A 13952-nucleotide genomic window follows, 5' to 3' on the forward strand; every position below is an offset into this window, starting at 1 on the left:
ATTCAGCTTTAGCTTCTTGTATTTCTTGTGCTTCTGGTGACTGGTCAGCTAATTTTGATTCTTGTTGAATCGCATTTTGCTGGGCTGTTAACTCTGATGCTGATGGTTTATTTTGTTGTTCTTGTGCTTCGGCTTTAGCTTCCTGTATCTCTTGCGCTTCTGGTGACTGATCTGCTAATTTTGATTCTTGTTGAATTGCATTTTGCTGTGCTGTTAACTCTGATGCTGATGGTTTATTTTGTTGGTCTTGTGATTCAGCTTTAGCTTCCTGTATCTCTTGTGCTTCTGGTGACTGGTCAGCTAATTTTGATTCTTGTTGAATCGCATTTTGTTGAGCTGTTAATTCTGTAGCTGATGGTTTATTTTGTTGTTCAAAGTCGTCTTTAGTAGCTTCTAATTTAGCTTCTTGAATTTCTTGAGCCTCAGGTGATTGATCTGATAGATTATTGTCACTAACTTCTCTTTGGATTGCTACTTTTTGTGCTTGTAATTCATCAGAAGTTAAACCGTCTTTAGAACGATTTCTGAAGTTCTCTACTCTATCTCTTACAGAATTAACGGTGTTTTCTGCCTGTTCTTTATAATTAAGTACTTTATTTCTTAAATCTTGTTCTTTATCTCTTAATTCATCTGTTTTTTTATATACTTTATTTTTATAAAAAAGACCTAAAGCAGAGCCAACGATTGCACTAGCAATAAAACTTACTACGAAGTCTTTACGTTTAGGCGTATTTGATGAATTGCGTGACGTACGGTTATATAAATCACGACCTGTATTATTTCTCTCAAAATTATCGCGGTTATAGTGTTCCATAACGATTCCTCCTAAAACAAAAGCACTTAAATAAGTAAAAACCTCATTTAAGTGCATTTAATTCATTCGTATTAATTATTTGTTAACACGTGTAGTGTAACTATGATCAGAATTGTATTCTGAATTTGAATAGCTATGATTTGCATCGTCAGCTACAGTGTTTGCTTTGTAGTTTGCACTTCCTCTACGGTAGTATCTATTTTGCCATTTGTCAGCAATTTCCATTGCCACATTTGACCATTGAACTACTTGAGAAATTTTATCTTCATTTTGAGAAATATTGTGCGTAATTGAGTTAGTTACTCGGTCTACAGAACCATTTAAAGTTTGAACTGAGTCGCCGATACCTTTAACAGCATCTACAACAGAATTTAAACGATCCACTTTACCTTGAATATCTTCAGTTAAGCGATTTGCTTTATGAAGTAAATCAGTAGTTTCTCGAGTAATACCTTGAACTTGACCTTCAACACCATCAAGTGTTTTAGCCACGTAATCTAAATTTTTCTTAACAGAAATTAAAACTACAACGATACCGATACATAAAATTAAGAACGCTATCGCAGCGATAATTCCTGCAATTGGTAAAATCCAATCCATTAAAAACGCCTCCTAAATACCATAAAATAAAAGTCATTAATATTTAATACCCATGATGTTTTATTATAAACATATTAAAACTCATTTTTTACGCCTAATTTTTCTAAATAAGCTTTAAGTAACTTTTGAATGTCACCAGCGCCCATAAATAAAATGACTGCGTTATCAAATTCTTTTAATATGTCAATACTATTTTCATCTATTAGCGACGAGCCGTCAATACGTTCAATTAAATCTTGTATAGTTAATTCACCTGTATTTTCTCTAATAGAACCAAAAATTTCACATAAGAATACGCGATCTGCTTTACTTAAACTAGATGCGAATTCGTCTAGAAAAGCTTGAGTTCTAGAGAACGTGTGAGGTTGGAAGACAGCTACTACTTCTTTCTGTGGATATTTCTTTCTAGCTGATTCAATTGTAGCACTAATTTCTCTAGGATGGTGAGCGTAATCGTCTACTAATACTTGATTAGATACTTTTGTTTCGTTAAAGCGACGTTTTACACCACCAAAAGTGACTAATGCATCTTTAATGTTGTCAACATTCATCTTTTCTAAATAACTAATCGCAATAACTGAAAGCGCATTTAAAATATTATGGTCACCAAATTGTGGTGATAAGAACTGATCATAAAATTCCCCGTTAGTATAAACATCAAACTGAGTACCTTTTTCGGTGATTTGAATATTTTTAGCATAAATATCGTCAGTCTCTTTAAAACCATAATAATAAATTGGTACATCAGCCTCTAATTTACGTAAATAGTCATCATCACCCCATGCAATTATGGCCTTCTTAACGTTATGAGCCATATCTTGGAAAGCATCATAGACATCTTCAATATTTTTAAAATAATCTGGATGATCAAAATCAATATTCGTCATAATCGCATAATCTGGATGATAACTTAAGAAATGTCTACGGTACTCACAAGCTTCGAATGCAAAATAATCGCTTCCAGGCAATCCCATGCCAGTACCATCACCAATTAAGAATGATGTCTTTTTATCTCCGTTCATAACATGTGACAATAGACCAGTTGTTGAAGTTTTACCGTGAGCACCTGTAACAGCTACAGATGTATATTGATTTATAACATGACCTAGGAAGTCATGATATTTAATGACATCAAGTTTTAATTCATGAGCTTTAACTATTTCTTCATGATTGTCTGAAAATGCATTACCCTGAATGACAACCATGCCTTCTTTAATATTTTCAACATCAAAAGGTAAAATTTTGATGCCTTTGTTACGTAGAGCAACTTCGGTAAATACGTATTTTTCTATGTCTGAACCTTGGACTTCATGACCAAGATCATGCATGATTTGTGCTAATGAACTCATGCCGGAGCCTTTAATTCCGACAAAATGATAGTGCGTCATTTTAATACTCCTTACTCAATTTATTCTTTATTTAAATCCGCTTCAGTAATATAAACATCCCTTGGTTTAGAACCGTTAGCACCTGATATATAACCTAACTGCTCTAATTGATCTATAATTCTAGCTGCTCTATTGTAACCAATTTGGAAATGTCTTTGAATCAATGAAGTTGATATATGTCCTTCATTCACCATAAACTCGCACACGTCATCGAATAAATCATCTTGTGCTTGAGATTGTGTTTTCTTTAATAATTCCTTTTCTTCAAATAAGTATTCAGGTTCTCGCTGCTGTTTAATAAAGTCAACGACATCATCTATTTCCTCATCAGAAACGAATGTACCTTGAACACGAATTGGCTTATTCATTCCACTTCCTAGATATAGCATATCACCATATCCTAATAAGCGTTCCGCGCCACCACTATCTAGAATTGTTCTTGAATCCACGCTTGAAGATACCATAAAGGCAATTCTAGTAGGAATATTTGCTTTAATCAGACCCGTAATAACATTTACTGAAGGTCTTTGTGTAGCCACTAACATATGAATACCACATGCACGTGCTTTTTGAGCAATACGTGCAATTGATTGTTCTACTTCTTGAGGTGCCATCATCATCAAGTCGGCTAACTCATCAATTACTATAACAATTTTTGGCATTCTTTGCTCATAAGGTGCCTTTTTATTAAATGCAGTAATATTTCTTACGTGATATTGAGCAAATAATTTATAGCGCTTCTCCATTTCTTCTACTGCCCATTTTAAACTTTGAGTAGCAGCTTTCACATCTGTAATTACAGGAGAAACTAAATGTGGTAAATCATTGTATGGTGCTAATTCCACCATCTTAGGATCAATCAATAATAAGCGTAATTCTTCAGGGTGATTTTTATATAATAATGACATTAAGATACTATTGATACAAACCGATTTACCTGAGCCTGTTGCTCCGGCAATAAGTGCATGAGGCGTTTTAGCGATATCCATTAATAATGGTTCATTATTAATTCGATAACCCATCGCTACAGTTAATTTAGACTCTGTATTTTTAAATTTAGGTGTTTCTATAATAGATCGTAAGTTAACCTTAGTTGGGTCTTGATTTGGTACTTCAATACCTACAAGACTTGTTCCAGGAATTGGCGCTTCAATACGTATATCTTTGGCAGCTAATGCCATTTTAATATCGTCTTGAAGTGCAGTAATCCTTGAAACTTTCACACCTTTTTCTACAGATAATTCAAATCTTGTAACACTTGGACCTTCTGTTACATTTTTAACCTCTGCGGGCACATTGAAATAATAAAGTGCATCATTTAATTCCTGTTTCTTCTCTTCTATCCATTCTTCATCAACTTCGTGTGGTTCAGGTTCTTCTAATAAATCAAAGCTAGGCAATTTAATATTAGGTCCTTTTCTAATTCCTTGTTGCTTATCTTGAGGTGACTCTTGTTGGTTTTTATAAGAATTGGATGCTTGTTCTTTTACTTCCTGATGAGTAATTCCTGTTGCAGAAGTTTTATTATTATTTAGGTTAGTGTCATCATTATCTTTTACAGTTTCTGAGTAATAATTACCGCTAATTCTTCCACTAGTTTCATTATGAGATGTGCTTTGAGTATGCTGTTGAATATGATTATTGTTAACATTGTCACTTGTAGACACACCTGTAATACCGTCGTCGTTTGATTCAGATTGAGTTTGGTACTCATGTGAAGTTTGTTGATTTGTTTCACTTTCATTTAAATTATTTTCAGAACTAAATTGATGCTCACTGGAATCCTCTTTAGTAGATTGAACATTATGTTGTTCAGGTTTTAATTCAGGAACATTAACTCTACTATTGTTTTTACTATCCATCATACGTTTCTTATCTGAAGGAGTCATTACCACATTAAATGGTTTACTACCTGCAAATCGCGGTTTATGTGTTGAAACATCTTTTGATTGCGATTGAGTTGTTGGTCTATTTAATTCCGATTCTTGAGCCACACTGCCCTCTGATTGTGAAGTAACCTCACTTGTTGAAGTTGAATTATTACTATTAGTATTATTCATGAACTGGTTACTATCTAATTCTGAATGTTCCTCACTATTGGTAAAGTGATTTGAAGACTCGGCATCTTCACTATTCATTTTTGAATGATGATCGTGTTCTTCTACACTTTCATTGTTACCAAATGATTGACCTTCATTAGCTGTCATACTATGTTTTGAATTAACCGTGGAAGCCATAGTATCATTATTTGAAGCATTTACTATCGACGAAGAACTATCACTATTTATCTCACTTGTACTTAATGAAGAAGCTGATTCTTTAAAATCATCATCGTTTTTCTGTCTATGTTTAGCATACTCCTTCTCATTATCAACACTTTGGTTAATTGCATTATTATAGTGTTCTTGCTGTTGTGAATTTTCATTTTCAAGGTGAGAAGTCGATTCTGATGATTGTTGGCTATCATTTAATTCTTGGAATTGAGCATCCTCTACATTATCGTTGTGTGCTTTATCAACACTAGTTTCCTCATTAGCATTATCGCTAGAGGCATCACTTACATGCACATCTTCGTCATTTACCTTTTGAATATGTTGTTCATCATCAAGGTTGATTTCTTCATAATTGTACGACGAAGCGCCAATTTGGTCTTCTTTAAATGAAGTTGTTGTAGTACTTTCTGACACATTATTAGACTGTCCGTCATTCATATCCTCATCATTATGGTCTTCATCTAGAGAGCTTTCACCAATGTATTGATGTGCTTGTTTCGCGTACATTTCATCAATTGCTTTTTGAATTTGATCTTCTTCATTGTCTTTATTTTGTTGTCTCTTTTGTTGAAGCGCTTTTTTAAATCTTCTTTTTTGAAGGACTTTACGTTCTCTTTCACGTCTGATTTCTTCAACGATTTGTGAAGCATAGATATTTTCAATATTAACAGTGTTGTCTTTTTTAGAATAATTAGGTGTTCGTCCTTCAGACTTTTGCGCTGAATGATTGTTAGATTGAAGATGACTTGAAGATGTTTTCTGTGTCTGTTCTGTATCTGAAGTTTTGGCATGGATTTTTGGTTGAGGTTGATTATCTTTAGATGATGATTCTTCAGATTGATAGCCCATTTGTTTATTTATAGATTGACGATACATGTTTACATCATGTGCATTTTTAGGTTGATTCCTTTGTGATTTACTAGTTGCATTATTGCTATTTTGTAGAGAATCTTGTTTAGGTGGAATCACTCCGTTTTCTAAAGGACGTCGTTGCTTAGTTCCAAAAATAGCTGACGGAACGTCGCTCGCTTTGAAACTACCGCCATGATATGTAAGTTCAGAATTCGTAGAGGATTGGAGTTTACTGTTAGATTTCAAACGTTCAGATTGTAATTTCATGCGAGAATTTGACTTATTATTATATGAACGATAATCATCAGATTGACTGTTATTAGAACTTCTTTTAGAACGACTTGACTCGCGATGATGCATTTGATTTTCATTACGATTTGAATGTTGATTAATATGATCATGCTCACGCATTTGAGATGAACGTCTACGGCGATGTCTTTTTCCAGAATTATCAACTAAATTACGTGTAGAGTCATCATCTTGTGTGTCATATGTTCTTGAACCATAATTAGCATTGTATTCAGAAGTTTCATATTTTTTATCATTATCTAGATCGTTATATGAAGCTTCTTCAGATACATGCATAGGAAATCTAAATTTACCTCTTGGGCGATTATAAATATCATTGTTTTGAGGCAGTAATGAGTCTTGATTATTTTGTTGAGATTGAGTGCCCTGTCTTCTTTTTTTATTTTTACGTAACAGGTCGTCATTTGAATCATTATCTTCGCCAAATAATTTATCAAACCAGCTCATAATTTCACTACCTTTCTTTATTATTCAAAAAATGCTTGCCCAATTTCATAATCATCATTTAATACCATAATACCCTTCTCTTGAGGTGCATTTGGTAAATCTAATTCTTTCATTGAACAAATCATACCACTTGAATCAACACCACGTAATTTAGCATCTTTGATAACCATTCCACTTGGCATTACAGCACCTACTTTAGCTACTACTACTTTTTGTTCAGCTGCTACATTAGGTGCACCACAAACAATTTGTAAAGTTTCATTACCAACATTAACTTTTAAAACACTTAATTTATCCGCATCAGGATGTTTTTCTTTAGTTTCAACATATCCAACTACAAACTTAGGTGATAAATCAGTATCTAATTGATAGTTAAATCCAGAATTATTAATAGATTGTTGTAACGCCTCAATAATTTCTGAAGTTAATTTGATATGACCGTTTCCTTCTATTTTTATTTTATCTGATACGTTAAAGATATTGAAACCAACAACTTGCCCATCTTGAGTGATTTCGACTACATCATCTTTCTTGTTGTAATCAAATGCACCATCTGTAGGTTCAATCTGTAAAAAAGCTACATCTCCTACACCTTGTGGATTATAAAATAAGTTCATCTATAAAACTCCATTTCTATTGATTATCTTTATTATTAAATTTCTTTCTATTCGCTTCTAATCTCTGTATAACATCAGGATTACGTTTTTGTTTATTATTTTTTCCTAGAATAAATATTGGTTCTAAGTGTCCCTTGTCATAGCCAAATGATAATGAAGTAATTGGTACTAAACCTTTAGTAAAGAATTCCATTGTCAAATGAGCCATGACATCGTAACCTGTTTTATTACGTATATCAGCAATAATTAACACGTCTTGGTGAGGAACTGCAACTAACATCTCACCCTCACATTGTTCTTGGACTTCATTCAAGAATGACGTATTAAGTATGCGACTTGCATCATACCCATCATTAGAATTGATGAAATAAAAAATATTGCCTTTAACCTCATCAGTAGAATATTTATTTTTAAGTTTTCTAACATTGAATAATGACATTTCTTTAATTTGTTGTTCAGTCATATTTAATGTTTTTAACATACTTTCATCTATTAATCTGTATGATTTATCTAAATCGAGAGCATAATAAATATTCGTTTCAGCTGTATGTTCACTATAAATAAATGAATGACCTTCTTTAGTCTTCTTGTCAAAGCTTGTTGCTCGAACAACTGGCATGATTTTTAAATCTTCCATTTTTTCTAAAGAATGATCGCCCATTTGAGCAATTGCTTCTTCTACATAGTAAACAATTTCATCTATAATTTTATCTTTTTGTTCTTCATATTTGGCGACAATAGCATTGAGTTTGATTGTGACACCTTTATAATTATCTGTACGATAAATTCTTAAAGTTTCTTCTTCTCTATCAAATTTAAAGTCTACGTCTAAATGATTTAAACGCGCTTTTAATTTATCTCTCATTTGGAAGACATTCATTTAAAACACTCCTATTTTCGCACCTTATAACATTTTACAATAAATAACTGCTATATAACAGAAAAAACTAAAAATACGGTGTATAGATAACGTTATTTTCTAAATAAATTGATACTTAAATATATTTTGCTAAAAATGCATCAATTTGATCAATAGATTTTCTTTCTTTACCTATATAGCTACCTTCAAGTTTACCATTTTTATAAACTAAGAAACTGGGTATTCCTAGGATATCGTTATCAATACATATATCAATAAATTTGTCTCTATCTACCGAAACAAAATTAAAGTCTTTATATTTGTTTTCTAATTTAGGTAAATCAGGTTCTATAACTTTGCAGTCTGGGCACCAATCAGCGGTAAATTCAAAGACAGTATTACCTTGTTTTAATTCTTCAAATTGTTGTTCTGTATCAAGTTGTTTCACTTGTTCTACACTCCTTAACCAAATTTTAGTACTTCTATTTGATGATGATTTAAATGAGTTATACATTCTTTTAATAGTTGTCTAGCTGAGTAGTAATCTCTTATATCAAAAACTGCATCCGTGCTGTGTATATATCTTGCGCAAACGCCAATCACTGCTGTAGGTATGCCCTCATTTGCTTTATGGATCTCTCCCCCATCGGTACCACCTGGAGAAATATAATATTGATGTTTAATATCATTTTCTGTGGCTAACTTTAATAAATAATCTCTAAAGCGTGGCTTCAATATCATTGTACCATCTTTAATACGAATTAATGTGCCCTCCCCTAGTGCACCAGAGAGTTGTTGTTTCCCTTTTATATCATTAGCTGGGGAACAATCTACCACGAAGGCAATATCAGGTTTAATTTGCTCAGCAGCCGCTTTTGCACCTCTTAATCCAACTTCTTCTTGAACATTAGCGCCTACATACAAATCAACATCTAATTCTATATCTTTGAGCAATTCTAATATTTCTATCGCGAGGACACAACCATAACGATTATCCCATGCCTTAGCTATATAACGATACTCAGATAATTGAGTGAAAGATGTGTCAGGAACGATTGTATCTCCAATTTCAATACCTCTTTCTCGTACTTCTTCTTGAGATGAAGCACCGATATCTAACATTAAATCTTTTATTTCCGGAGCCGCTTCATTACCTGTTCTAAAGTGCTTTGGAATATTGGCAACAACGCCAACAATCTCATTGCCATTTCTATTTTTAACTTTCAGTCTTTGTCCTTGCCATATATCATTAGCAACGCCACCTAAATTAGTAAACTGAATCATACCATTATCAGTTACATGAGTAATCATAAAACCTATCTCATCCATATGTGCAGCAATCATTACTTTAGGGGCATTGCTTTGTTTAGATTTCTTAACTCCATAAATTCCACCCATGTTATTTTGAACAAATTCATCAACATAGGGGTTCATTTCTTGTTTCATATAATCTCTTACTTCATCTTCAAAACCTGGGGCTCCATGAAGCTCTGTTAATTGTTTTATGCGTTCTAAAGTTTTCGTATTATCTATCATCATACACAATCTCACTCCTTGCACTCTATTATATCATCTTCAATATGGTAAACTAAGAATAAGAAATTAGATAAGAGGAGATTATATGATGAAGTCTTTTAATTTTAAAGGTATAGCAATAGTGATGCTTTTCGTAACATTTATAACTTCACTATGTTTAGCATTTTATCTAACAAAGCGAAAATTATATAATGCCAATGACTTATTAAAAGAAGTTAAAACGTATTTTAGAAACGTAAAAGGCTCTTATATAGTACATCAACCTATTGTCTTGAATAATGTTAATCATAACCAACCTATCTATCAAGGTGGTATTACAGCTTATCATGATGGTAAATTAGTAGACTATGAGTTTTATGCCGATGCTAATTCTGGTCAAGTTATCGATATTATCGAGTTATAGCATTCTATAATTAAGGTTATCGTTTGAATATTTTATCAAACGATAACCTTTTTTTATTGTCTAGAAATAAATGTATCAATTGTTTTGAAGTCATCTAGGTATTTTACCGCAAAATAATTTTCATCATGATAAAACAAGAACCAATAATTATGATGCATGAAATATGGGATTAATCGTTCCTTTTCTCTAATGGATTGCATCGGATAGTCATCATAAGCTGTCACCCAAAGTGGATTAAGATGAGCAGTAGTCGGTAATATATCAGCCATATGCACAGCGTATTCATTATCACTTTCAATCGTAATGATTGAGTGACCGAAACTGTGCCCGCCTGTGTGCTTCATCTTTATACCAGGATAAGGTTCGATCTCATTTTCAAATAAAATTAACCTTTCCTTATAATCCCCTTGATTATAACTCCAATAAGTAGCTTGACTTCTTATGTTAGGTGAAAGAAATTCATGCCACTCGTCTTGCTGTATGAAATGTATAGCTCGGTCAAAAATTGCATGCCCATCTTTATCTGTTAAACCAGAAGCGTGATCAAAGTGAAGATGGGTCATTAAGACCATATCAATATCAGAGGTTGTTAAACCTAATTGTTTTAAATCCTCATCTATTAAGCTCTCATATTCAACACCACTATTTCTTTGTTGTTTATCTGAAAGTTTACCATTACCAATACCCGTATCGATTAAAATATTCTTATCACTAGTTTGAATTAAAATAGGATGTGTCGGAGTATGAATTTGATTCTTATCATTTACTTTGTATTTTTTAGTCCATAACGGTTTGGGAACAACACCAAACATCGCCCCACCATCTATATTAGTGTTTCCACCTCTTAAATAATGGAGAGTAAATCGCCCTAATTTCAAAGATAACGCCTCCTTGACATTATTGAACTTCTCATAGAAATGATGTAAATTACATCTTTTATTAAAAATTATTATAAGTTACTATTAAAATCAAATGTAAGCATTTTATAGGAAAGTTTAAGTTCCCAGTCAATCTCATAGAAGTTTGAGTATACAAAATTTGATTCTCATTTTGAAATAGTTTATTAGGTAAAATAAAAAAAGCCTACAAAGTTTGTAACTTTGTAGACGTTCTATTTAAGACAATAGTTATATTATTTTCTTCTTTAAGGACTTTATAAATCCTTGTGAAATTTTGCTTCCATACGATAGATTCTTGAGCCTTTATCAGAAAACTTTTTCTCATATTCTGTTAAAATATTATCTTCATCATCTTCGTCATGTAGGTTCAAATTCATTTTTGTAAAATACATCCCAAATTGCGACATACTCTCAAGGCTATATGCAAACAACCCACGATTGTCTGTTTTAAAGTGAATTTCTCCATCGTCCTTGAGAATCTGCTTATATAGAGCAAGGAATGTGTGATATGTAAGACGTCTTTTTGCATGACGTTTCTTTGGCCAAGGGTCTGAGAAATTAAGGTATATTCTTGAAATTTCTCCATCTTTAAAATATTCATTTAACTCAATAGCATCATTACAAATCATTTTAAGATTAGTTAAATTAAGTTCTTTTGTTTTATCAAGAACTTTATACATGACACTTTTCTCACGTTCCATTGATACAAAATTAATTTCTGGATGTTTAGAAGCCAAAGTAGTTATAAACTGCCCCATTCCTGAGCCAATTTCTATATATATTGGTTGTTCTGTGTCAAACCAATCAGACATACGGCCTGCGTGAGTACCGTCCATGTCTACTAGGTCAGGATGTTCTTTTAAATAATCTTCTGCCCAAGGTTTGTATCGAACTCTCATATTAAATTACTCCTTATATAAATAAGTTGCTATTCATAACTTCATTTAAGAATTTCAACCACATATTCATATCTTTATATCGTTTTTGTTCTTCATACCATTGAACCATACCAATGGATTGAATCACTGTATACCATTTCATACGTTTATTTAAATTGATACTCTCTTCTAGGCCATATGTATCAAACCATTTTGACCATTTAGATTGAGGAACATAGTTGTAAAGCAGCATACCTATATCTATAGCTGGGTCTGCAATCATTGCCCCTTCCCAATCAACGAGATACAATTCATCTCTATCAGACAATAACCAATTGTTATGGTTAACATCTCCATGTACTACAGTAAAAAAGCGAGAATCTAAATTTGGAATATGATCTTCTAAATAAGTTAAAGCTTTTCTAACAACATGGTGAGTTAGAACTTCTCTAGATAAAGAGGCATTAATTTTATTTAACATGATATCAGGAGTGATGGGTTCCATTTCCATACGTTTAAGCATGCTTAACAATGGTTTAGAACTGTGAATTTTATTGAGTAATTTTGCTACTCTGGTTTGATCCATTTCATCAGATTTTAATTCTCTACCGTTCTTCCAATGCTGTGCGGTAACGACTTCTCCTGTTTCAATTCTTTTCGTCCATACAAGTTTAGGTACAATTCCTTCTGCAGACAATGCAGCAATAAAAGGATTAGAATTACGTTTTAAAAATAATTTCTGTCCATCTTGTTCAGCCATATATGCTTCACCAGAAGCACCGCCAGCTGAATCAAGCGTCCACCCTAACTGATAAAACTGCTCCAACATGTTCACCTCACTTTCAATTAGAAAATGGCTCTAGAAATATATTTTCAAGAGCCATATATTCTAATTTATAGAAAAGCGCATATTTTAATTTTCTCTTACGCTCAATTGATATTTAGATAACAGTTTTTTAAGTTGGCTTTATAATATAAAATTCCCTAAATATTTTATTTAATCAGCCCGTTCATTATTTATCACTCATAGAAGATTTTATAATTTTTAAGGGTCAATTTCAACTAAAAATGAGAAACAAAATGACACATTTTACTAGTCGAAAGTACTTGTATTTTCTAAATCACTTTAATATAAATTATAACATAATTTTAGCACTAATTATTGAGAAATTAAGACAATTTTATTAAGATTTTTAAAGTTTAAATAATTTTAAAATTTAAGGTTTTAAATACTATGTGATTTAATGTACTTATTAAAGCCTTCTTGCAATTTACGAGTTACATCTCCTACTTTTCCATTGCCAATATCGTCACCATCCACTTTAATCACTGGCATGACTTCAGCAGAGGTACTAGAAATAATAACCTCATCAGCATTTTTTAAGAAATCAACTGTAAATGTCTCTTCTTTGAATGGTATGCCGTAATCTTCAGCGATCCATTTTATTACACGGCGAGTAATACCATTTAAAATAAAGTTATTGATTGGATGCGTATAAATTGCACCATCTTTAATCGCATAAACGTTACTAGATGCACCTTCTGTAACAGTCTCACCTCGATGTTGAATCGCTTCTGTAGCGTTATATTTAACAGCATATTCTTTTGCTAATACATTTCCTAAAAGATTTAAACTTTTTATATCACAACGTAACCAACGAATATCTTCAGTTGTCACACCATATACTCCGTTTTCTAATTGTTCATATGGTCTGTCATAACTCTTAGTAAATGCCATGATTACTGGTTTTGTTGGAGGCGTCGGGAAGGAATGTTCACGAGGCGCTACACCTCTAGTTGCTTGAATATAAATTCCACCATTTTTCACATTATTTTCGTTTAATAATTGACGAACTAAATCAATTAACTCATCTACTGTATATCCTAAATCTAGGCCAATTTCATTTGCGCTTCTCAAAAATCGTTCAAAGTGTTCTTTAACTGTAAATAATTTTCCTTCGTAAGCACGAATATATTCATATATTCCATCGCCAAATACATAACCACGATCTTCGTAAGATACTTTAGCGTCTTTTTCGTTCAAAAAATCCCCGTTAATAAAAACTTTTGTCATCGT

General features: G+C 32.5%; 13 protein-coding genes. 1 reads left to right on the forward strand and 12 read right to left on the reverse strand.

Annotation, left to right across the window (positions count from 1 at the left end):
• The 8 genes from AC3WQX_RS05795 to AC3WQX_RS05830 all read right to left on the reverse strand — a co-directional run.
• A partial coding sequence (locus tag AC3WQX_RS05795; RefSeq protein WP_492739906.1) for a YtxH domain-containing protein occupies positions 1-814 on the reverse strand: 814 nt, incomplete at its 3' end.
• Positions 815-889: 75 nt separating this feature from the next.
• The gene (locus tag AC3WQX_RS05800) at positions 890-1414 is read right to left on the reverse strand and encodes a DUF948 domain-containing protein (RefSeq protein WP_002453468.1); all 525 of its coding nucleotides are present in this window, start codon (positions 1412-1414) and stop codon (positions 890-892) included.
• Between the two features lie 74 nt (positions 1415-1488).
• Positions 1489-2802: a UDP-N-acetylmuramate--L-alanine ligase gene (gene murC, locus AC3WQX_RS05805; RefSeq protein ID WP_002434715.1), complete on the reverse strand. Its 1314-nt coding sequence runs from the start codon at positions 2800-2802 to the stop codon at positions 1489-1491.
• A 20-nt stretch (positions 2803-2822) separates the two neighbouring features.
• On the reverse strand, positions 2823-6683 hold the full coding sequence (locus AC3WQX_RS05810) for a DNA translocase FtsK (protein ID WP_023350091.1): 3861 nt from the start codon (positions 6681-6683) through the stop codon (positions 2823-2825).
• A gap of 20 nt (positions 6684-6703) precedes the next feature.
• The gene (gene ytpR / locus AC3WQX_RS05815; protein WP_002434829.1) at positions 6704-7300 is read right to left on the reverse strand and encodes a YtpR family tRNA-binding protein; all 597 of its coding nucleotides are present in this window, start codon (positions 7298-7300) and stop codon (positions 6704-6706) included.
• A 16-nt stretch (positions 7301-7316) separates the two neighbouring features.
• Complete coding sequence (locus tag AC3WQX_RS05820; protein ID WP_492739908.1) at positions 7317-8180, reverse strand: DUF1444 domain-containing protein; 864 nt, start codon at positions 8178-8180, stop codon at positions 7317-7319.
• 115 nt (positions 8181-8295) lie between these two features.
• Positions 8296-8607: a thioredoxin family protein gene (locus AC3WQX_RS05825; RefSeq protein WP_030058669.1), complete on the reverse strand. Its 312-nt coding sequence runs from the start codon at positions 8605-8607 to the stop codon at positions 8296-8298.
• A 14-nt stretch (positions 8608-8621) separates the two neighbouring features.
• Positions 8622-9698: a M42 family metallopeptidase gene (locus tag AC3WQX_RS05830; RefSeq protein ID WP_023350088.1), complete on the reverse strand. Its 1077-nt coding sequence runs from the start codon at positions 9696-9698 to the stop codon at positions 8622-8624.
• Positions 9699-9783: 85 nt separating this feature from the next.
• Here AC3WQX_RS05830 and AC3WQX_RS05835 point away from each other — a divergent pair, with 85 nt between their 5' ends.
• A complete protein-coding gene (locus AC3WQX_RS05835; RefSeq protein WP_030058672.1) occupies positions 9784-10098 on the forward strand; it encodes a peptidase in 315 nt (104 codons plus the stop codon).
• 53 nt (positions 10099-10151) lie between these two features.
• On the opposite strand, the gene AC3WQX_RS05840 is transcribed toward AC3WQX_RS05835, so the two are convergent.
• The 4 genes from AC3WQX_RS05840 to dat all read right to left on the reverse strand — a co-directional run bounded on the left by AC3WQX_RS05840 (position 10152) and on the right by dat (position 13949).
• A complete protein-coding gene (locus tag AC3WQX_RS05840; protein ID WP_030058674.1) occupies positions 10152-10976 on the reverse strand; it encodes a YtnP family quorum-quenching lactonase in 825 nt (274 codons plus the stop codon).
• Between the two features lie 275 nt (positions 10977-11251).
• Positions 11252-11896 (reverse strand): tRNA (guanosine(46)-N7)-methyltransferase TrmB, encoded by a 645-nt coding sequence (gene trmB / locus AC3WQX_RS05845; protein WP_023350085.1) that lies wholly within the window; start codon positions 11894-11896, stop codon positions 11252-11254.
• A 13-nt stretch (positions 11897-11909) separates the two neighbouring features.
• Complete coding sequence (locus AC3WQX_RS05850) at positions 11910-12701, reverse strand: phosphotransferase family protein (RefSeq protein ID WP_002434704.1); 792 nt, start codon at positions 12699-12701, stop codon at positions 11910-11912.
• A gap of 399 nt (positions 12702-13100) precedes the next feature.
• Positions 13101-13949 (reverse strand): D-amino-acid transaminase, encoded by an 849-nt coding sequence (dat, locus tag AC3WQX_RS05855; protein ID WP_023350083.1) that lies wholly within the window; start codon positions 13947-13949, stop codon positions 13101-13103.
• Between the last annotated feature and the right edge of the window lie 3 nt (positions 13950-13952).

It is taken from the genome of Staphylococcus sp. FW104-15G4D, assembly GCF_058790135.1.